Origin of the sequence: Streptomyces sp. CA-179760 (assembly GCF_050937045.1) — a bacterium.
Taxonomy (GTDB): domain Bacteria; phylum Actinomycetota; class Actinomycetes; order Streptomycetales; family Streptomycetaceae; genus Streptomyces.
On sequence record NZ_JBNJLZ010000001.1, the window covers coordinates 3,423,344 to 3,443,692 of the forward strand.

Below are 20,349 nucleotides of genomic sequence, written 5' to 3' on the forward strand. Positions count from 1 at the left end.
ACACCGAGCCCTGCGCCAAGCCCGACGCCGACCCACACCCCCAGCCACACTCTTAGCCAAACGCCCAGCCACACGCCCAGCCCTACACCGAGCCGGACACGGACACGGACGCGGCGAGGGCGACGCCCCACCGGACGCCGCCCTCGCCGTACCCGCGCACGCGGCCCGTCACAGCCGCCACGCCCTCGCCGTCACCGCCCGGCCCCCACCACCCTCCCGTACTGCTCCCGCACCTCCAGGTACCGCAGCAGCTCCGCCGCCACCGGATCCAGCACCCGGGCCCTGCCGCACCCGGCCGCCGCCTTCCGTAGACGGCTTTCCGCCTCCAGGCCGTAGCGGCGGGCCGGGCCGCGGGCCGCCATCCGGCAGCTCCACTCGACGAGCGGACCGCCGACGATGCCGATCACCATCAGCAGCACCGGCACACCCAGGTTCGGCGACATGATCTGGAAGATCTGGCCCAGCAGCCACAGCCCGCCCAGGAACTGAAGGATCGTCATGGAGGCCTGGGACAGCACGGCCACCGGCCACCACCCCGGCCGCGGCGGGCGCCCCGTCGGCACTCCCGCGCGCACGGTCAGCTCGTCCAGCGCCTCGGGCAGCCCCTGGGAGCCGCGGACGGCCGCCTCGCGCACCGCCTGCGCCCAGGGCACCGGCAGCCCGGCCGAGGCCCGGTCGGCCACCGTGCGGACCGCATGCTCGACCCGCTGCCTCGCGGTCGCCTCCTCGTCGGCCTGCGTGCGCGAGGGCAGCCGGCCCGTGGTGGGCTCGCTGTGGTCCTGGTACCAGCGCCACAGCCGCAGCCAGGGCGTACCGCACGCGCGGTTGGCGTTGCGCAGCCACGCCCGTTCGGCCGCCTCCCCCGCCGCCGTGGCACCCACCGCGTCGGCGAGCCGGTCCGCGAACTCCTCCCGGGCCTGCTCGCTGAGCCCCGTCCGCCGCCGGGTGGCGTAGACGGGCCACAGCCGCGCCGCCGCGACGTCCACATCGGCCGAGACGCGGCGGGCCGGCGCCCCGCGCTCCCCCACGAACTGGCCGAGCGCCTCACGCAGGTCTCCGAGGCCCTCCCCGGTGAGCGCGGACACCGGGAGCACGGTCGTACCCGGTTCACCGAACTCCCCGAGGGCGATGCCGTCCTCGTCGAGGAGTCGCCGCAGATCGTCGAGGACCTGATCGGCGGCCTCCCCGGGCAGCCGGTCGATCTGGTTGAGGACCACGAACATGACCTCCGCGTGGGCCGCCATCGGCCGCAGATACCGCTCATGGAGGACGGCGTCGGCGTACTTCTCCGGGTCGACGACCCAGATGACCGCGTCGACGAGCGCCAGGATGCGGTCCACGTGCTCCCGGTGCTGCACGGCGGCCGAGTCATGGTCGGGCAGGTCGATCAGGACCAGCCCCTGCAGCCGGGACTCCGTGTCTCCGGTCGGCAGCGGCCGGCGGCGCAGCCGGGGCGGGATGCCGAGCCGTTCGATGAGGCTCGCCGCCCCGTCGCTCCAACTGCACGCGATGGGTGCCGCGGTGGTGGGACGGCGCACTCCGGTCTCCGAGATGGCCACGCCGGCGAGCGCGTTGAACAGCTGTGACTTGCCGCTGCCGGTGGCGCCCGCGATGGCGACCACGGTGTGCTGCCCGGAGAGCCTGCGCCGGACGGACGCCTCGTCGAGCACCCGGCCCGCCTCCGCCAGCGTCCTGCTGTCGAGCCGGGTACGGGAGAGCCCCACCAGTTCGCGCAGCGCCTCCAGGCGGGAGCGCAACGCCCCGTCGTACACCAGGGGTCTCATCGCGGGCGGGGCGGCGGACCTGCTGTCAGTGGCGGCGAACTGGCTTCCGTCGGTCGTCTCGTTGACGCGGCGCGCGATGAGCCCGTCGTCCCAGGCGCCCGTGGAGTCCATATGGGCGTCACGGGCGTCCTGCACGCGCGCGTGGGGGTCGTTGCCCGCGCGCTCCTGCTGGGCGGTCTGAGAGGCCGCTGCGGACGCACTCCGGGTAGTACCTCCGGCGGATCCCGCCTTGTCCCCGTCGCCCGGCTGATCGGCGTGCTCGGTGTGGTCCTGGTCAGTGACGGCGGTCACCGGTCACCTCTCCTTCTGCAGTACGGACAGCGCGGCGATGAGTTCGGACTGGTGCTCGGGGTGGACGTCGAGAGCGTCGAGCGGGGCGAGCCGGCGCTCGCGTTCGGCGTACAGGACCCGGTCGACGTGCTGAGTGAGCAGCCGGCCGGCCCGGTCGCGCAGCCGCAGTGCGCCATGGGCACCGATCCGCTCGGCGAGCCCCTCCCCCGCCATCCGGCCCCGGCGGCCGCCCAGCAGGCCGGTGGCGACGAGGGCGGCGACCAGCTCGGGGTCGGGTGCGAGGCCGCGGTCGAGCTCGCCCACCTCGTCCTCGGCGTACTCCTCGAGCTCCCGCCGCCACCGCCGTACGGCCAGCCCGATCCGGTGCTCGGCGCTCTCCGCCGCGGAATCGCGCGGCGCGAGCTCCGGGGCGGCCGCGGCCGGTTCGCGCCGCCAGGCGTCGTCGACGCGCTCGTCGGCGGCGGTGACGGCGCACAGCAGCAGCGCGCTGAGGCTTTCCACGAGCGCGTCGAGGAGTTCAGCTGCGGTGCAGTCCAGGGGGAAGGCGCGCCAGCGCTTGAGCGCGTCCCCGGCGAGCACCGCTCCGGCCTGCAACCGGCCCCGCACGCGCTTGTGCTCGCCGTCGTACGCCCCCTCGACGGCGCTGGTGAGCCGCAGCGCGGCCGAGTACTGCGCGGCGGCGGCGCCGGCCAGCTCGGGCATCCGGGACTTGAGCGAGTCGAGGACGCCGTACGCCGTGCGGGCCAGGACCTGCTGCCGGGCCGCCGGCTCCTGGGCCTGGTGGATCAGCCAGGTGCGCAGCTGGGCCACGGCGGTGACCGGAAGGAGGCCGCCGCCGAAGGCCGACTCGGGCAGCTCGGGCACGGTGAAGCGTGGCACGTGTCCGAGACCGGCCTTGGTGAGCAGGGCCCCGTACTGCCGGGACACCTCGGCGACCACCTGGTGGGGCACCCGGTCGAGCACGGTGACGAGGGTGACGTCGTACTCCTTGGCGGTGCGCAGCATGTGCCAGGGCACGGCGTCGGCGTAGCGGGCGGCCGTGGTGACCATCACCCAGATGTCGGCCGCGCAGATGAGCTCGGCGGCCAGGACGCGGTTGTCGGAGACCAGGGAGTCGATGTCGGGCGCGTCGAGCAGGGCGAGGCCGGGCGGCAGCGTGTCGGCGCTCTCGACGCGCAGCACGCGCGCGGGGTCCTCGCCGGGAAGCAGCAGGTCGTCCGTGTCGCTCTGCTGGGGTGCCCACACGCGTGTGAGATCGGGCAGCACCCTCATCCCGCCGAACCAGTGATGATCCTCCGGATGGCAGACCAGCACGGGCGTCCGGGTCGTCGGACGCAGCACGCCCGCCTCGCTGACCCGCCGTCCCACGAGGGAGTTGACCAGGGTCGACTTCCCGGCTCCGGTCGATCCGCCCACGACGGCCAGAAGCGGTGCTTCGGGCTCCCGCAACCGGGGCACCAAGTAGTCGTCGAGCTGGGCGAGCAGTTCGTCGCGGTTGGCACGCGCGCGTGGGGCCCCCGCCAGGGGCAGCGGGAAGCGTGCGGCGGCGACACGGTCGCGCAGGGCGGAGAGTGCGTCGAGCAGCTGAGGCCTTACGTCCAAGGTCACCACATGTGAAGAATGCCCAATTTTAGGGGAATTCTGAAGCATATGAGCATGTCTGCGCGCCGACAGGACACAAGGGATGGAAGGGGCGACTGGGACACAGGCACACTCCAGGCATAACGAGTGCACAACACCCGATGCCTCTGACGCCAAAAGCGGTGCACGATTCGTACCTGCCTGCGATTATCAGGACCGCTTCACCGAACCTCCACATCGAGCCACGGAGGCGAAGCAACAGGGACAAGGACGCGGGAGCCCTATCCTTGTCCCCGGCAACGTCACGGATCAGCCCACACCAGGGCACCACGACAGAGGCCACCACACCCGGCCCCCGTAGCTCAGTGGATAGAGCAGGCGCCTTCTAAGCGCTTGGCCGCAGGTTCGAGTCCTGCCGGGGGCGCACACACCCTCTCCCTGCGGAAACGCGTGAGGGGTTCTTTGTTGCCAGGATGCGCATCGCTGTGAGACCAAGCGCCTTGACTGTCCACGATCGTGGATACATACCCCGACATCGGGGTTGCAGTTCGCGCCGACGGACGCCTGGCTACCGCTCCTCGTCCAGTACCTCGGCAGCCGCGCGGGGGTCCATGAGGTTGAACCACGCCTGTTCGGCCAGGAGCAGGTCCCGCTCAGGCAGGGCGTACTCCGGACACCAGCCCTCGGCCTCGCAGCCGGGGACGGGCGCAGGATCAGCACGGCCAGGTTCGGCGGAACGGAGCCGGTGATCCGGACGGCGAGGTAGGTCTCGTGGCCGTCGTCCGCACGCACTTGGAGGCCAAGGGTGAAGGTGTCGAACTCGCGTGTGTGCTCACGGCCGTCGCGCAGCGTGGCGTGCGCCAGGTCCAGCAGAGTTGCCCGCAGGCGGCGCACGAAGCGGACACCGGCCTCGGCGCGGTACCGGACATGGTCCTCGCGTGCGGGCAGGAGGTGAGCGGTGTGTGTCGCGGTCTTCAGCCAGTCAGAATGTTCCGCGTTATAGCGAGCCCGGACGGCGCGGCCGTCGGCCTCCAGGGCTGCACAGAAGTCATCGCCCGAGCCGTCTCGCGCCGACCCGCCGCGATCAGCCGCGGCCAGCCATGGCAGATCGGCGTCCAGCCATACCGCGCCGCGCCATCGCTGCACCTTGACCTTGAACAGCACCTGGTCGTCCACGGACCGGATGCGTTCGCGCTTGCCGTCCTCGTCCGCGAACTGCTCGGACGCTTTGGCCAGCACCGGGTGGTCGATCTCGTCCAGCGGCACCGTGACCGGCGGCACCGCGGGGCACAAATCCTCGCGTAAGCAGCGCAGTGTCGGGCGGGCCGGGCACAGCGGGCCGGGTCCGCTCATTCCTCGTTCCCCCGACCGCTTCGATCTCCGCCGCGGTCGGCCCGGTCGTGGGTTCAAGCCCGCCACCCCGACAGTGAGGCACCAGGTCAGGGTCTGATCCACTGAGTGGATCAGACCCTGACGGGTTTGTGGGATCGATGGATGCGCTGTCGGCGTGCGATCGCGCCCGCCGCCTATTACCCCTCGAAGAAGCCGGACTTCAGGTCCCAGATGACGGCGTTGAGTGGACTCCCACTCACGATGAACGGGCCACCCCATGGCGCGCTGAGTGCGAAGAGCAACGCCAGGCTCAGCCCGACCACACTCGCAACGCCCACGATGAGCAGCGACGTTCGCAGGCTGCTGCGGAAGACCAGGGCGCCGGAGTTCACGATCAAGGCCAGTCCGCTGACCACGAGCGTGACAACGTAAAGCGACGGAACATCACGCGAGGCGGCAGCGACGCGGGCGCGACGACTACTGGTGACACCGTCCAGGGAAGACAGCAACTCCGTCCCTGCCGCACTTCCCACCTCGGGCCGGGCCGCCTCGGCGCGAACACTCCGCTCCATCCCTGCGACCGCGCGAGCGGTGGCCGGGTCATCACCGGACGCCGCTGCTGTGCCACTCCACTCCCTGGCACGCGTGGTCTGTAGGTAGTCCAGAAGTGCCGCATGAATCGGCTCCGACTGGACTCGCGGACTTGTCGCCGCCCATGCCAGGCGGGAGGCCGCGGCCGCCTCGTCACTCACCAACCCCTCGGCCGCGCGCAGGTAGCCGGCCTCGCTGGCCAGTGAGAGTGCCGCAAAGATCGCGAAGGCAGCACCGAGTGTCGGCATCAGGGGTGTGGCGATCTGCGGCACGCGATCCCGTTCCCCACCGGGTACGAGCATCCGGACGCCGATGCGCGCCGCAGCCGCGACCAGCAGGGCAAGTAAAAGCCCGCCCACAACCAGCACCACCGCCGGCAGCGAGGTCAACCAGTTCATCAGATCACCTACAGCGTGTTTCCACCAGCGCCCCAGGCGGCGACGCTTCGGCCCCCGCGACCAGGAACTTCTCGTCGATCACTTTCAATGAACGCCTCATGATCACAGGTCGAAGCCCTTGACGCTCTCGACGCCCGGCACGGCATCTCGTTTCATTGGCCAAACAGCCGAATCGCATGCCACCAGCGTGCTGCCGCCTCCATCGAGGAACGGTGCACTTGGCGCGGGCCGCTTACAGCGGCGGAGTGCAGCAATCACCACGACCGCAGCCGATGGACGTCCTGCAGCGCGCCGAAACGAATTCGATCCCATCCCCTTCGACGTGGAGGCGGCCCGCATATACGGCAGAATCTGCGCCGCCGTCGTCTCGGCAGGCCGCAAGCCCCGTCGCCGTGTGGCCGACCTGATGATCGCCGCCCTCGCGGCCGCCGCGAGTCCCCCTCAGTTGCTGTCCGGAGGAACCACATGTGCAGGCAACTGTGACCTGTGTGCCTGCCGCGGAAACCTAGGCCCGGTGATCGCAGCGGGCCGCCGCCCTCCTTCATCAACAGACGGGACTATGCCTCCACCCAAAGAGCCCGCACAATCCTTTTTGAGTGCCTCGTGCTCTAATGGAGCAATCCTGCTTGCCACTGCCGAGTCCTGCATCAAGCCTAGTGCCATGCAGAACAATCCCAGGGTGACTGTTAAATCTCCTGACAGCCGCGGGCTGCGCGAGATCAGTATCAACGGCGAAGTGATAGGGAGTGCCTGGTCGCTTCACCAGCTCCGCAGGATCCTGCGCCGTTTCGATTACCCGCATGACATAGATTTGGAGGATCAAGGATCTGTTTGCTGGCAAGGCGGGGATAGTCAGACGTGGCCCGATCGCACCAGCAAGAGACGCATTACTCTCGCGCTGATGATGGCTGGACTGTTTGGATCCATGGCCCTACATACTAATATCGGCATGCCCGATGCATTGAAGGGACTGACCTTTGCGGGCAGGGTGACCGGATCTCTATTCGTACTCGCGGGCGCAATAGCAGGAGTAGCCGCTTTGGCTGCGCTCGATTATTGGGGTAAGCGACGCTTGAGACTCTCCGGGGTCACCATACTACTCGCCACACTTATCACCCTGGCAACCACTACACTCCTGCTTTTCCTGTGGCTCCAAGAAAAGGAATACACGCGCTATCTACTAACGTATACACCACTCTTCTGTTGGGCGCTGTGGGCTCTCGGGCTACTCTCCCGAGAAAAAACATGGAAGGAAATTCCCCACCCCAAAGGCTTCGCAGCCGGAGCTACAGCGACCGCGCTTTTGGCCAGCGGAAACCTGGTGTACTCCACCATGTATCAACCAGCGTCCAACCCGGTGATCGTCAGCTTGGAAGCGAAATTCGGAACACCGATACCAGACCCTGAGCATCCTTTCACTCACCTCCCCCTTACGTTGCGGGCAAGAAACCAAGGAAAGGTTCCCGTCTACATCATCGGCGACGACTACTCGGTGTACGGAACATCGGCCCAATTTTCTCGCTCGGAAAGCGGCCTAAAGGACCTGAAGCAGGCCATGGAGGACGAATCTGACGTAAGCATGTACACAGAAGACTCGGAGTCAAAAGCCATAAGTGCGGGCCGATTCTCTTCGATCGGAAATTGGCTCGAACCTGGCGAGCAGTACACCGCAGAGAAACTGATCAGCATACCTAGGGATGCAAAGTTTGACGCGATTGCAGCATACTTCAATCTTGACTTCATGAGAAAAGATCGAGGCAGAATCGAGGGGTCAGAGTTTCAGTACCCGCATTTTTCATGGAATAAGGAGGAAAGGTAGATTCTACTGCCCTCCCGATGAATGCGGAGAGTCTCTTATCTATCACGGAAAGATAAGTCACAACAACAACATAATCAATGTGACGCGTCGTCCAAGGTATGTCACAACGTGGTGGTCAGTAACCTCCGAAGACTCTTCGGTGACTCCATCAATATCTTCGTTCAGCTTTCGACGAAAGGATCAACTAGACGCAAAGGAGAGTGAGCGGGAAATGGACAGATACGGAGTCACATCCCTATACGCTGAGGCTATAACTCCTTTTGCGGCACTGACAGATCCCTCAGCCGGTCCGCAAAGGCCACGCTCCAGCCGTTAGCCCTGGTCATGCCGTAAGGGAGAGAAACCCCCGTGCAGCCGTTGCCGGACCGGGACGTGCTGTGCGGGATCTTGTACGTGCTGCACACCGGCATCCAGTGGGAGTACCTGCCCAGCAACCTCGGTTTCGACTCGGGCATGACGTGCTGGCGCAGGATGCGGGACTGGAACGAGGCCGGCGTGGGGCAGCGCCTGCGTGGGGCCCTGCTGACCGACGACAACCGCGACGACGTCATCCAACTCCTGCCCCTGCTCGACGCGATCCCGCCGATCCGCGGCCGGGCTGGCCGTCCCCGTCGCAAGCCCGACTCTCTGTTCGCCGACCGCGGCTACGACCACGACATCTATCGTGGCCAAGTCCGCGCCAGCGGCATCGTGCCCGCGATCGCCCGCCGCAGCACGCCGCACGGCACTGGGCTGGGCACCTGCCGCTGGGTCGTGGAGAGGAACTTCTGCCTGGCTGCACGGCTTCCGACGTCTGCGCATCCGACGGGAACGGCGAGCCGACATCCAGCGGCCTATGAGATGGCAACACCATGTTGCAGTTCACAACTGTCGTGCCGGAGGTGCAGTCGGCGGAGGTCCTGCAGCGCGGCGATGGGAAAGGGGTGCTGAACCCACTTCGCCCGATACCCGTCCTCGCCATGGACCTGCAGTACTGACCGAGCGGCTTCCAGGACGACGTGACCGAAAAGTTCTCGCGGCTGCACAGTGTCCCAGACGAGTGTGCCCTCCTGGTCGGGCGCGTCGAAGCTCTCGGACATGTCAGGGAAGCGGTAGACCGCCACATCAACCACCGAACCCCTGCATCGCAGGACCCACCTGACTTCAGCCGGTTCAAGGTCGAAAGAGAAGCACTGGACGGGGATGGGGCCATACAGACCCGCCACACCATGAAGCAAGTCGGCAAGAGCATCCGTGCAGTAGCTGACGATGTCCTTCCGCTCCGAAGAACGATCCTTGATCAGCCACGTTGCCCAGCCGCTGCCACTCAGCTCCCAACTGAACTGAAGATCGTTGGTCATTTCAACCCTTCCGGTGATCGTCTCCGAAGACGCTACAGCGCAGAGACAGGTGGATCCCCTCGCATCCAACACAACCAACCGCCGACGACGCACCAGTGAGGAGACCGACTCTTTCGCTGGCGGGTACGCCTGGCGCACCTTCATCTTCATTGTGTTAGCCGCTGTTACTGCAGCCTTCGTTCGTTTCGTGCGTCGCAGTCACGCCGCGGACGGAGGCTCTTGGTCTCCGCCCTCCTGAGGGAGGGCGTTCCTCGTGGCCGGTCGCCTTCGTGTGGCGCGCGGTCACGACCAGGGCTCCGGGCGAACGCCTCGTCCGCTCGCGGCTCCGCGGCGGGGTCAACGCACTGTTCCGCGGTGTCGCGTTACCCAGGCTTGGATAGCCTTTCAGCGCCCCCGGCGAGGAAGACCTCTCCCACTTCGAAAGGCACCCGTGTTACGTATCGCATGGCGGACCCTTTCGGGACGCAGGGCAAGCTGGGCGGCCAGTTTTGTGGCTCTCGTTCTGGCGCTGGTCATGACGACGGCGTGTGCCGTGCTGCTGGAGTCGGGCGCCCGGGCCGGGTCCCCCGCCGAGCGTTACGCGGGGACGGACGTGGTCGTCGCCGGGCAGCCGTTCGTGCCGCGGGTCGGGGAACTGCGGGCGGCGCTGGCGAGGTTGCCGTCCGTCGAGCGAGCCGTTTCCGAACTGTCCTTCCCCAGCACGGTGGTGGACGGCTCGGGCAGGACGGTCGAGGCGCCCTGGGGCGGGCCGTCCCTCGGGCATTCGTGGGAGAGCGCCGATCTCGGTCGCTTCGCTCTGCGGAAGGGCCGCGCTCCTGCCGGCGACTCCGAGGTCGTGCTGGACGGCACTCTGGCCGGGCGCCTCGACGTCGGGGTGGGCGACACCGTACGGATCGCGGGCCTGGACGGGTTACGCCCGTACAGGGTCTCCGGCGTGGCCGATCCGCGCCGGCAACTGGAACGCCAGTACGCCGTGTTCCACACCTCCCGCGAGGCGGTGCGGCTCGCGGACACGGATCAGCCGGTGCGGGCCGTGGGCGTACTGGGGAAGAGGACCACGGACACGGAGGCGCTTCGGCGGCAGGTGGAGAAGGCCGTCACGGCGCTGTACGGCGATGATGCCGGGGCGCTCGTGGTCGCCTCCGGTGCCGGGCGGGCGGAGGCGGAGTTCTGGGACGTGCCGTCACCGGCGACCATGCTCTCCTCGCTGGTCGGGACGTTCGGTGTGCTGTCACTGTTCGTCGCCGGGTTCGTCGTCTCCGGCACTCTGACCCTCGCGGTCGCCGGACGGCTGACCGAGATCGGCCTGCTACGGGCCGTCGCGGCCACCAAGGGGCAGATCCGCCGGATGATCGCGGTGGAGGTCCTGCTGGTGACGGTGGCGGCCGCGCTCCTCGGCGTACCGGGCGGGGTCGGCGTGGCCGTGCTCCTGCATCGGGTGCTGGTGGACGGGGAGGTACTGCCTCCGTCGTTCGCCCTGTCCGTGGGGCCGGTCGCGCCCTGGGCGACCGTCGGACTGGCCGCCCTGGTGGCGCAGCTCGCGGCGTTCGCCGCCGCGCGGCGTGCGTCGCGGGTGCGGCCGGTGGAGGTGCTCCGCGAGTCGGCCGCTCCGGCGCCGAGGCTCGGCCGGCGGCGTGTGCTGCTCGGGGTGGGTGTGTTCGCCGGGGCGGGCGGCTGTCTGGGAGCGGTGGCGGCCGGCCGGCTGGACGGGGGCGGGGGGACGGCCGAGGGCATGGTGCTCGTCCTGATGATCGGGGTGGCGCTGCTGGCGCCGCTGGTCTGCCGGGTCGCCGGTGCCCTGTTCCTGGCTCCGGTGACGTGGTTGCTGCCCAGGGACGGCGCGCTGGCGGTCCGCAATCTCCACAGGCAGAACGCGCGGCTGGCCGCGACCGTGACACCACTCGTGCTCGCCCTCTCCCTCACGGGCACCCTGCTCTGTGTACCGCTGATCACGTCGCAGGGCGCGCAACAGTCGGAGCGGGAACGTCTGCTCGCCGATCATGTCGTGTCCTCGTCCGGGCCGGGTATCGCGCCGGGCTACGCGGAGCGGGCCGCCCGGCTTCCCGGCGTGGCGGCGGCCTCCGGGCAGTTGTCCGTGGACGGTGAACTGAGCCGCGCGGACGCCGTCCAGGACGACGCGAACGCAGGCCAGGACGACGACGCCTCCGTCATCGGCGGCAGCCTCGTCGCCATGAGGGCCGAAGCCGTGCCCGGCCTCCTTGACCTCGGTGTCCGAGCGGGCTCGCTCGCCCGCCTCGGTGACTCGTCGATGGCGCTCGGCGACAGCGCGGCCCGCAGCCTGGACGTCACGGTGGGCGACCGCGTCCGGGTGAACTGGGACGACGGCGGCCGGGACACCTACCGCGTCGCGGCCGTCTACTCCCGCGACCGGGACTTCGCCGACGCGCTGCTGCCCCACACCTCGGCGGCCCGGCATGCCGCCACCCCGCTGGACGACACCGTTCTCGTACGGGCCGCCCCCGGAGCCGATCGGGACGATGTCGAGCGAGAGCTGAAGGCCCTGGCGGCCGATTTCCCGGGCGCGCGGACCGGTGACGGAGCGACAGAGAGCCGATCGGGGGCCGGTGCGGGGGCCAACCTGTTCGTCCTGCTGTTGCTCACCATGATCAACGTGTTCACGGCCATCGCCGTCGTCAAAACCCTGAGCATGGCGACGGCGGGCCGCCGACGGGAGTTCGCCCTGCTGCGCCTGGCTGGGGCACAGTCCGCGCAGGTCCTGCGCATGCTGGCCTGGGAGGCCGTACTCACCTGCGTGGTCGCGCTGCTGCCGGCCGCTGTGGTCTGTGCGTCGGTGCTGGTGCCGCTCAGCATCGCGATGACCGGTTCCGCGGTCCCTGCCCTGGCCGGCGGGCCGTTGGCCGCGCTGGCGTTCGGCGCGGCCGTGGTCGCCGTCGCCACGGTCACGGTCGCCGGACGGCTGGCCATGCGGAGCGCCCTGGCCACGCCGGGGGGCCTGGCCAGGGCCGTCTCCTGACCGTCCCGCCGGAACCCGCGCGCCGTCCGTCCCGCCGGAACCCGCGCGCCGTTCGCCCCGCCAGAACCCGGGCGCCGTCCGCCCCGCCGTTCGCCCCGCCGTTCGGCTCGGTGTACAGAAGGGAGGGACTTCCCGCTGCCCCTCTCAGGCCTGATCATGGTCCTGGAACCGGACCGAGGGCCGAAGAAGGAGTGCGACGTGCGGCTGCGCTGTGCTGTGCTGGACGACTTTCAGAAGGTGGCGACCGAGATCGTCGACTGGTCGGCGGTCTCGGACGAGGTGGACGTCGTTTCGTTCGACACCCATCTGGACGGTGAGGACGCCCTGGCCGCCGCGCTGGCCGAGTTCGACATCGTGGTGACCCTGCGCGAGCGCGTGTCGTTCCCCGGGTCGCTGATCGCCCGGCTGCCCCGGCTGAAGCTGATCGTCGCCTCCGGTATGCGCAACTCGGTGATCGACTACGCGGCCGCCGAGGAGCACGGCGTCACCGTGTGCGGGACGGCCAGTTCCTCCACCCCGCCCGTGGAACTGACCTGGGCCCTGCTGCTCGGGCTCGCCCGCGGCCTGGTCGAGGAGAGCAACGCCCTGCGCTCCGGCGGCCGCTGGCAGTCCACCGTCGGTGCCGACCTGCACGGCCGCCGGCTCGGTCTCCTCGGCCTCGGGAAGATCGGCGGCCGCGTGGCCCGGGTCGGCCTCGCCTTCGGTATGCACGTCAGCGCGTGGAGTCAGAACCTCGGCCAGGAGCGCGCCGACGAGATCGGCGTCGAACTCGCCCCTTCCCGGGAGGACCTCCTCGCGAGCAGCGACTTCGTCTCGGTCCACCTCGCGCTGAGCGACCGTACTCGCGGACTGCTCGGGCCCGCCGAGCTCGCGCTATTGAAGCCGACCGCGTATCTGATCAACACCTCGCGCGCGGCCATCGTCGACCAGGAAGCCCTCCTCGCCGCCCTGCACGAGGGCCGGATCGCCGGCGCCGGCATCGACGTCTTCGACATCGAGCCCCTGCCCGCCGACCACCCGATGCGCACCGCTCCGCGCCTGCTCGCCACCCCGCACCTGGGTTACGTCTCCCACGCCAACTACACGACGTACTACGGCCAGGCGGTGGAGGACATCCGCGCGTTCCTCGCGGGCGCGCCCGTACGACGGCTGCCCTGAGGCGGTAGGGCACGGGATACGGCAGGAGACACAACAATGGCCGGGACCCGGTATCGGGTCCCGGCCATCCTCCGCTGGGCGGTGGACTCACCCGAGGGGCGCCGACGTGGACAGGGCGGCGCCTCGGACTCGGCGGGAGTCAGGCCCTCTTGCCGGGGACGACGGCGCTGCTGGTGCAGGAGACCTGGCTGTGCGACGTCGGGCATTCCTGCGTCGAGTTGTTGACGACGGTGACCTTGCCGCCCTTGTCGGTGGTGTACGTGTACTGGCTCGTGTCCACGCAGCGAACGTGCCCGTTGCCGTCGTCGACGCACTTGCCGGGGTCACCGAGGGCGGAGGCCTGGGCGGCGCCGACGCCGATCAGAGCGAAGCTCCCCAGAATTCCCGCTGCCGCCGCGATCTTCTTCGAGTTGAGCATTTACCTTTTCCTTTGCGGTCGACTCCCCGTCGCTGGACGAGGAGTCGTTCCGGACGCATAGACCGGCCGAGAAGCCAATACCGGCTGAGAAGCCAAGAGGCAGGCCCCGGGGCTCGGACACCTGGTTCGAGCCCCGGGGCCTGCCCGCATCACCTGTTCGGTGATTACTTGCCCAGGGAGAAGGCCTGCGAGCAGGTCACAGACTCGCGCTCGCTGTTGTCCTGGTTGGCGAGACCCAGGATGGCGAGGTTGATGTTGACGTCGTCGATGTTGATGAGTCCCTCACGCGAGTCGTTCTGCTCGCACGACTGGGCCTGCTTGTTCTCGAGCTTGAACTGCTCGTCGCCGTCCGCAGCGTGACCAACGCCAGCGCCGAGGAAGCTGACGCTGCCGAGCATGGCCACGACGACCGCGGCCTTCTGGTACTTGCGCATTACTTCTCCGATTTCTCGAATTGACACAGACCGTAATGGACTGGTCACCGACAGTCGCCAACCTTAGGCGGCGTTCGCACCTCTTGCCGGGCGAAACGCCCAACCGCGTAAATTTCTGGATAAAACCTGTTGTACGACCGCGTCGGCCGACGGAGCCGTCAGCCCCTCGATGCGGGGGCCGTGACGCTGTCGACGCAGCTGACCTGGCTGTGCGAGGTCGGGCAGGCCTGCGTCGACTCGTTGACGACGGTGACGTTGCCCCCCTTGTCCTTGATGACCTGGTACTCACTCATCTGCACACAGCGGATGTGACCCTTGCCGTCCTGGACACAGGTGCCGGGACCCTGCGCCGAGGCCTGGACGGCGCCGACGCCGATCAGGGCGAAGCCCCCCAGGATTCCCGCCGCCGCCGCGATCTTCTTCGAGTTGAACATCTACCTTTTTCCTTATAGCCAGGCGGCAGGCCCCGGGGCTCGGTCCGAGCCCCGGGGCCTGCCTGGATCAACCTGATCAGTGGCCGCCGCGCAGCGAGAAGGACTGCGAGCAGTTCAGCGACTCGCGCTCACTGTTGTCCTGGTTGGCGAGACCCAGGATGGCGCCGACGTTGACGTTGACGTCGTCGACGTTGACCAGACCCTGGGTGCTGTCGTTCTGCTCACAGGACTGGGCCTGCTCGTTCTCGAGCTTGAACTTGCCGTCCCCGCCCGCAGCGTGACCAACGCCAGCGCCGAGGAAGCTGACGCTGCCGAGCATGGCCACGACGACCGCGGCCTTCTGGTACTTGCGCATTACTTCTCCGATTTCTCGAGTCGACACAGACCGTTATGGTCCGGTCACTGACAGTCGCTAAGATAAGCGGCGTTTGCGACTTTTGCCACGCGAAACGCCTCGCGGCGTGGGTTTCTTGTGAAAGTGCACGTCACGGCGCTGCGGCGGTTCCACGGGTGGTCGAGTCCAGGGCCGCCACGCCGAGCCAACTCCCTTTCGGGCAGCCACCGCTCACACGCGGGAGACCAGCGTGACCTGCCCCGCCGCACCCATGGAATGGGTCCCGGTCAGTAGACACGGCAACGGACGGGGAGTACGCATGCGGACCCCGATCAGCACCCATTTGGCGGAGCCCCTGTTCAAGATGGGTGATCCGCAGAAGATTTCTCGTGACCGCTCCGGGGCCGCCGCGTTGAACGGGCAGTGCGGTAGCGCGTACTGCTGCCGCACTTACCTAGTCAGTAAGGGAGAACGTGATGTCTCGCATCGCGAAGGTTGGCGCTGTTGCTCTCGGCACGAGCGCCGTGGTGCTCAGTGGGGCCGGTCTCGCCGCGGCGGACGCCGGCGCCAAGGGCGCGGCCATCGGCTCGCCCGGCGTCCTGTCCGGCAACGTGGTTCAGGTGCCGGTCCACGTTCCGGTCAACGTGTGCGGCAACACCGTGAACATCATCGGCGCGCTCAACCCGGCCGTCGGCAACGAGTGCAAGAACAACGACGGCGACAAGAAGGACAACAAGCGGCACGGCAAGAAGCACGGCCACCGTCACTGACCTTTGCTTGACCCGAGAGCCCCGGCCCCCCGAATGCCGGGGCTCTCCCCATGTATCCGTGCGGAACACGAACCCGTCCGGAACACGAACCGTCCGGAGCACGACCCCGTCCGGAACCCGTGTCCCCTCACGCGTACCGGTAGATCCGGCCGACGTCCTCCAGTTCCTCCGGAGTCACGTCCCACGGCGGCAGCCGCTGGCGCCGTGCCACGATCCGGCCGTGCTGCCGGTCGCCCTGGCGCGGCGGCGTCGCGGGGAGGTAGCGGGCACCGCGGTGCCGGCGTTGCCAGCGATACCACTGCAGGTCGATGAAGGCGTGGTGCAGCCAGAAGACGGGGTCGTTGACGGAGGCGCCGCCGAGCATGTCCCCGCCGACCCAGCCGTGCACCCGGTTGTGATTGCGCCAGGCCGTGTTGCCCCGGCCGGTGCCCCAGCCCTCCAGCTTGTTGCGGAAGCCCCGCGTGACCGTCGAGTCCCAGGGCGCCACGTCATAGACGGGGTCCTTCAGGGCCCAGGCCAGCTCGCTCTTCGTGGGCAGGTCGACCGGTCGGCGGGGGCGTCCGAACTCCCGGGTGAGGAACTCCCTGTCGGTCACGTTCACCTTGATGGTCCAGTTGCCGTGCCGGTAGGCGAACGGGCCCGTCATCACCTGGTGGTCGGAGCTGCGCCCGTCGCCCCCGAGGAGTCGGTCCGTCCAGGGCGCGGAGGTGGTGGTGCGGTCGCGCGTCCAGTCCCAGTACGGCACCGTCACCGAGGAGTCCACCCGGCGCAGCGCGCGCTCCAGGTCGAGCAGGAACCGGCGGTGCCAGGGCAGGAAGGAGGGCCCCATGTGCGCGGCGCGCAGGCCGTGCTCGCCGTCCGAGGAGAAGTACTCGACGTGCGTCCGGACGAACTCGTCGTACTCGCCCCGTCGTTTGACCTCCAGCAGCGCCTTGACGAACCGGCGCTGCTCGGCCCTGGTGAGCGTGGCGGCGTCCCTACGTACGTACGCCACGCCGGTCCTCCGTGTGCGCGTGCCCCGCGCTTCCCGGTCCCGGAGCGCGCAGCCGCTGACCGGGGCCCATCGCGTCGACGGCGGCGCGGGCGGCCTCGAGCGGTGTCGGGTGGGAGCAGTAGTGGTCGACCATGCTCAGCCAGGTGCCGTCGGCCCGGCGCATCAGATGCAGCGGGCGGCCGTCCACGGTGACATGGCACCGGCCCTGCCCGGCCGGGCCGTGCTGCGGGGTCCACTCCACATCGATGCGACGGCCGCGGTAGGTCTCGGTGAAGGCGCTGTCCTCCCGAACGCCGCCGGGGCCGAGGCGCTTTGGCCAGAGAGCCGCGCCCACCGGGGCCGCCAGTGCCGCGGCGAGGGCGCAGACGCGCAGGCCGCGCGTCACCTCCCGCCGTGTACTGCCCGCCGGCAGGGGGTCCGCCGGGGCCGGCGCCCCGTCTCCCGCCGGTCCTCCGTCGATGCTGACGGCCATGGCCCACTCCTCGTCCGGTTGCGGTGTCGTAGCCGTAACCGCCGGAGGTGCCGCGCGGTCACCGCCGCACGGCCAGACAAGTGATCACCGGTGTACGTACCCGGACACACACGGAGGGCCGGTCCTCGGACTTTCCGAGGACCGGCCCTCCGCGGGGCGTGGTTCCAGCCCTAGAACCACAGGTTGCCGTGCACCGGCTTGGCGTCGTTGACCGTGGAGGCGGCGTTCTTCGCGGTGTGGACCAGCGACTCCTTGCCCTCGGCGGTCACGTCCAGGGGGACCTTGGTGCTCACGCCGCCGGTGAGGTCGGTGGAGGCCAGGTCGCGCGAGTTCTGGGCGGCCGGGGCGGGCTCGGGGCGGGGGCCGGGGCGGGCTGAGCGACCGGGGCGGGCTGCGGGGCGGGCGGAGCGACCGGGGCGCTCTGAACAGCCGGAGCCGGCTGGGGAGCGGGAGCGGGCTGAGCGACCGGAGCGGGCTGCGGAGCGGCCTGGGCGACCGGGGCGCTCTGCGCGGCCGGAGCGCTCTGAGCGACGGGAGCGCTCTGAGCGACGGGAGCGCTCTGAGCGACGGGAGCGCTCTGCGCCGGAGCGGACTGGGCGACCGGAGCGGACTGGGCGACCGGGGCAGCCGGAGCACTCTGGGCAACCGGAGCGCTCTGCACATCCGGGACGCTCTGAGCGGCGGGGGCGCTCGGGGCGACCATGGCGTCCTGGGCGAACGCCGGGGTCGCGGAACCGGCGGCGATCAGGGACCCGGCAAAGACGGCGGCAGCCTTCAGAGACTTCATCGTGTTCCTTTCTTCGGCAACGCACGTCGCCGGAGTGGTTTCTGTCGCCGTGCCTAACGAGCCCTGGCCTGGGCGGAAACCGGAACTGCCGAAGATTGCCAATACCTCATACGAGATCTATTAAAAGACCGGACTTCGGGCGGTACTTCAGGCTGTGAAAGAACAGCAGTCGTGGCGCCGCTCCCTGCGACCGGCACCACGACTGGACGGGTTCACGGGGCCGGCGGCAGCAGCGGCGTCAGCACCGAGATCTGGGGCGAGAAGAAGTCATCGGGCTCCGCCGCCGGGGTCGTCGAGGTGCTGGACGTCACCGACGTCACGGTGTCCTCGTCCTGGAGCGCCGGGTCGCCCGAGGTCAGTTCGGCGAGGAGCTCGTCCACCCCGCCCAGCAGGTCGTCGACCAGGGGAAGGACGCCTCCGACGCCACCGGTGACCGCCTGCAGGAGGCCGTCGACAGCGCCCAGCACGAGGTCCAGCAGGTCGGTCACGGGGTCGGCGGCGCGCCGCTCGGGCACCATGGCGGGCAGGGCGGGCAGGACGGGGGCCGGCAGGATGACCGGCGCGGGGGTCAGGGGCGCCACGGGGGACGGGGTCTGCGCGTCGTCCTCGACGGCCGCCTCGGCCAGGGCGGCCTTCGCGGCGTCTCCCAGCTTCACAGCCTCGGCCGCGGTCAGCCGGCCGTTGTTGTCGCGGAGTACGGCGTTGAGCAGGTCGGCGACCGGGGTGAGCGTGCCCCAGTTGATTCTCCCGATCTGTACGAGGCGCACATCAGCGCCGGGAAGCCGGGCATCGGAGGCCACGTGGCCGTGCCCGCGGGCCGAGTCGGCCGCCATTGCGACGGGGCCGGTGATCCCGACCAGAAGGGCGGCGCACAGTGCGCTGGACGCGATGCGCCGTGCGGGCAGAGCACGCATGGGGATTCCTTTCGACGGCGATGGATCTTGAGCCCACCGTGAAAGAAACCAGGGCTTCCCGCAAGCATTCATAGGCTTTTCGGGAATACATAATTCCCTCTTTCGCCGCGTCCAGCCTGATCAGACGCTTTGTCAGGCCGCATCGCCCCCGACACCTGATGGAGTAACGGCCGGGCGCCCGCCGGGCGGAGGCCCCGTCCGGCACCGGGGCAGCGGCCGGAACCAGCAAACACTTGCGATTTCACGATTCCGACACACTTGTCAGACTTCACCGAATTTCATCGACTATGTCCGATTGATGACTAGAGTTGCGAACCGCCCGACGCCTCCCCAGCGCGGACGCATCGCACTCGTGGCGCTGCTGCCACGGCCACCTGTTCCGAAAGGGCAACGACCGGTCATGCGCCATTCCCTGGGCCCGCTGTTTCGCCGCGCGACCGTGGGCGTCCTCGCCCTTGCCGCCATGTGGGCAGCCAGCAGTTCCCCGGTCGCCGCGCCGGCCGCGGCGCCCTCGCCGGAGGCCGAGAGCCTCACCTTCGCCGAGCGGTACCGCGCACTCCAGCACGGCGGCATCGTACGCGCCGCCAACGCCTCGATCACCTGCCGCGCCGCCCAGCGGCCCTCGTGCCCCGACGCGCAGGCGGGCGGTATGGCGGTCAACGGCGACTTCGACATGTTCTACGTCGATGTCGACCGCGACCCCAACACCTACAACTCCTCCCGCTCGGAGGTCCGCCTGCCCAGCGGGTCCCGGGTGACGTACGCGCGTCTCTACTGGGGCGGCAACCTCCGGGTGGGCGAGCAGAAGCCGCCGGAGGACAACGGGCGCGTGCTGATCGCCGAACCCGGCGGGGAGTACAAGCAGTTGCTCGCCGACACGCTGGTCGGCCACCGGGTGCTGGACGGCATGGACGCCTTCCAGGCCTCGGCCGACGTGACGGGGCTGGTGCGGGAGGGCGGGCCGGGCCTCTACACCGTGGCACAGATCAACATCGCCATGGGCAGGTCGACGGCCGGGGCCTGGGGCGGCTGGACGCTGGTGGTTGCCTACGAGAACCCCTCGGAGCCGCAGCGGCACCTCGCGGTCTGGGACGGCTTCACCTCGCTCAGGTCCGGTGCCCAGGAGGTCCGCGTGACCGGCCTGGGCTTCGCCCCGGGCGCCTGGGGCCGTGCGGGCCTGGTGACGTACAACGGCGACCGGGGCACCGGCGGCGACTCGTTCACCGTGGCGACCGGCCAGTCCGGGACCGCGCTCACCAACGCCGCCAACCCCCGCGACGACGTCCTCAACTCCACCATCAGCGAGCCCGGGGCGGACGCGTCGCGGGTGCCTGCCCACGCCAACACCCTCGGCTACGACTCCGATGTGTTCGATCTCGGCAGCGCTCTGCAGCAGGGCGGCGACCAGGCGACCTTCCGGATCCGGTCCCAGCAGGACGCGGCGTGGGCCGGCGTGCTCTTCGTCGCCGTCGACGCCCGGCGATGAGTCCGTCGCCGCCCGCC

At 69.3% G+C, this 20,349-nt stretch carries 18 protein-coding genes, 1 tRNA gene and 2 pseudogenes; 9 read left to right on the top strand and 12 right to left on the bottom strand.

Translation table 11 applies throughout. The features are described from left to right. Positions 1-191: 191 nt before the first annotated feature. A complete protein-coding gene (locus ACQEV8_RS15305) occupies positions 192-2,075 on the bottom strand; it encodes a GTP-binding protein (RefSeq protein ID WP_432960462.1) in 1,884 nt (627 codons plus the stop codon). A gap of 3 nt (positions 2,076-2,078) precedes the next feature. Further along, on the bottom strand, positions 2,079-3,686 hold the full coding sequence (locus tag ACQEV8_RS15310; RefSeq protein WP_432960464.1) for a dynamin family protein: 1,608 nt from the start codon (positions 3,684-3,686) through the stop codon (positions 2,079-2,081). 321 nt (positions 3,687-4,007) lie between these two features. Between ACQEV8_RS15310 and ACQEV8_RS15315 the strand changes: the two genes are divergently transcribed. Both ACQEV8_RS15315 and ACQEV8_RS15320 read left to right on the top strand, forming a co-directional pair. Then, a tRNA-Arg gene (locus tag ACQEV8_RS15315) sits at positions 4,008-4,080 on the top strand. 347 nt (positions 4,081-4,427) lie between these two features. Then, on the top strand, positions 4,428-4,961 hold the full coding sequence (locus ACQEV8_RS15320) for a hypothetical protein (protein ID WP_432960467.1): 534 nt from the start codon (positions 4,428-4,430) through the stop codon (positions 4,959-4,961). 224 nt (positions 4,962-5,185) lie between these two features. On the opposite strand, the gene ACQEV8_RS15325 is transcribed toward ACQEV8_RS15320, so the two are convergent. Beyond that, positions 5,186-5,977, bottom strand: coding sequence for a hypothetical protein (locus tag ACQEV8_RS15325; RefSeq protein WP_432960469.1), 792 nt, complete (start codon positions 5,975-5,977; stop codon positions 5,186-5,188). A gap of 260 nt (positions 5,978-6,237) precedes the next feature. Here ACQEV8_RS15325 and ACQEV8_RS15330 point away from each other — a divergent pair. The 5 genes and pseudogenes from ACQEV8_RS15330 to ACQEV8_RS15350 form a co-directional block, all read left to right on the top strand. Then, positions 6,238-6,464, top strand: a pseudogene (locus ACQEV8_RS15330) (VapC toxin family PIN domain ribonuclease); the annotation flags it as partial. Positions 6,465-6,638: 174 nt separating this feature from the next. Further along, positions 6,639-7,796: a hypothetical protein gene (locus ACQEV8_RS15335; RefSeq protein WP_432973430.1), complete on the top strand. Its 1,158-nt coding sequence runs from the start codon at positions 6,639-6,641 to the stop codon at positions 7,794-7,796. 354 nt (positions 7,797-8,150) lie between these two features. Continuing rightward, positions 8,151-8,622: pseudogene (locus ACQEV8_RS15340) on the top strand (transposase); the annotation flags it as partial. A 1,004-nt stretch (positions 8,623-9,626) separates the two neighbouring features. Beyond that, positions 9,627-12,131 carry an ABC transporter permease gene (locus ACQEV8_RS15345; protein ID WP_432960472.1) on the top strand — a complete coding sequence of 835 codons (2,505 nt, stop codon included), beginning with the start codon at positions 9,627-9,629 and terminating at the stop codon, positions 12,129-12,131. 198 nt (positions 12,132-12,329) lie between these two features. After that, complete coding sequence (locus ACQEV8_RS15350) at positions 12,330-13,289, top strand: D-2-hydroxyacid dehydrogenase family protein (RefSeq protein WP_432960475.1); 960 nt, start codon at positions 12,330-12,332, stop codon at positions 13,287-13,289. Between the two features lie 139 nt (positions 13,290-13,428). On the opposite strand, the gene ACQEV8_RS15355 is transcribed toward ACQEV8_RS15350, so the two are convergent. The 4 genes from ACQEV8_RS15355 to ACQEV8_RS15370 all read right to left on the bottom strand — a co-directional run bounded on the left by ACQEV8_RS15355 (position 13,429) and on the right by ACQEV8_RS15370 (position 14,930). Further along, the gene (locus ACQEV8_RS15355) at positions 13,429-13,707 is read right to left on the bottom strand and encodes a hypothetical protein (RefSeq protein ID WP_432960477.1); all 279 of its coding nucleotides are present in this window, start codon (positions 13,705-13,707) and stop codon (positions 13,429-13,431) included. Between the two features lie 164 nt (positions 13,708-13,871). Continuing rightward, positions 13,872-14,141 carry a hypothetical protein gene (locus ACQEV8_RS15360; RefSeq protein ID WP_215121299.1) on the bottom strand — a complete coding sequence of 90 codons (270 nt, stop codon included), beginning with the start codon at positions 14,139-14,141 and terminating at the stop codon, positions 13,872-13,874. Between the two features lie 158 nt (positions 14,142-14,299). Beyond that, positions 14,300-14,575 (bottom strand): hypothetical protein, encoded by a 276-nt coding sequence (locus ACQEV8_RS15365; RefSeq protein ID WP_432960480.1) that lies wholly within the window; start codon positions 14,573-14,575, stop codon positions 14,300-14,302. Positions 14,576-14,651: 76 nt separating this feature from the next. Continuing rightward, positions 14,652-14,930, bottom strand: coding sequence for a hypothetical protein (locus tag ACQEV8_RS15370; protein WP_432960483.1), 279 nt, complete (start codon positions 14,928-14,930; stop codon positions 14,652-14,654). A 455-nt stretch (positions 14,931-15,385) separates the two neighbouring features. Here ACQEV8_RS15370 and ACQEV8_RS15375 point away from each other — a divergent pair, with 455 nt between their 5' ends. Continuing rightward, positions 15,386-15,679 carry a chaplin family protein gene (locus ACQEV8_RS15375; RefSeq protein ID WP_399026994.1) on the top strand — a complete coding sequence of 98 codons (294 nt, stop codon included), beginning with the start codon at positions 15,386-15,388 and terminating at the stop codon, positions 15,677-15,679. A gap of 127 nt (positions 15,680-15,806) precedes the next feature. On the opposite strand, the gene ACQEV8_RS15380 is transcribed toward ACQEV8_RS15375, so the two are convergent. The 5 genes from ACQEV8_RS15380 to ACQEV8_RS15400 all read right to left on the bottom strand — a co-directional run bounded on the left by ACQEV8_RS15380 (position 15,807) and on the right by ACQEV8_RS15400 (position 18,846). Then, positions 15,807-16,673, bottom strand: a complete 867-nt coding sequence (locus tag ACQEV8_RS15380; protein ID WP_432960487.1) for a tyrosinase family protein — start codon at positions 16,671-16,673, stop codon at positions 15,807-15,809. Continuing rightward, positions 16,657-17,145 (bottom strand): tyrosinase family oxidase copper chaperone, encoded by a 489-nt coding sequence (locus tag ACQEV8_RS15385; protein ID WP_432960490.1) that lies wholly within the window; start codon positions 17,143-17,145, stop codon positions 16,657-16,659. The genes ACQEV8_RS15380 and ACQEV8_RS15385 overlap by 17 nt, the downstream gene beginning before the upstream one ends. Positions 17,146-17,315: 170 nt before the next feature. Further along, on the bottom strand, positions 17,316-17,438 hold the full coding sequence (locus ACQEV8_RS15390) for a hypothetical protein (RefSeq protein ID WP_261678816.1): 123 nt from the start codon (positions 17,436-17,438) through the stop codon (positions 17,316-17,318). After that, positions 17,435-17,932, bottom strand: a complete 498-nt coding sequence (locus tag ACQEV8_RS15395) for a hypothetical protein (protein WP_432973433.1) — start codon at positions 17,930-17,932, stop codon at positions 17,435-17,437. Before ACQEV8_RS15395 ends, ACQEV8_RS15390 begins: the two co-directional genes overlap by 4 nt. A gap of 212 nt (positions 17,933-18,144) precedes the next feature. Continuing rightward, positions 18,145-18,846 (bottom strand): hypothetical protein, encoded by a 702-nt coding sequence (locus tag ACQEV8_RS15400; protein ID WP_432960492.1) that lies wholly within the window; start codon positions 18,844-18,846, stop codon positions 18,145-18,147. 400 nt (positions 18,847-19,246) lie between these two features. On the opposite strand from ACQEV8_RS15400, the gene ACQEV8_RS15405 reads away from it, so the two are divergent. Next, positions 19,247-20,332, top strand: coding sequence for a DUF3344 domain-containing protein (locus tag ACQEV8_RS15405; RefSeq protein WP_432960494.1), 1,086 nt, complete (start codon positions 19,247-19,249; stop codon positions 20,330-20,332). The last annotated feature ends 17 nt before the right edge of the window (positions 20,333-20,349 follow it).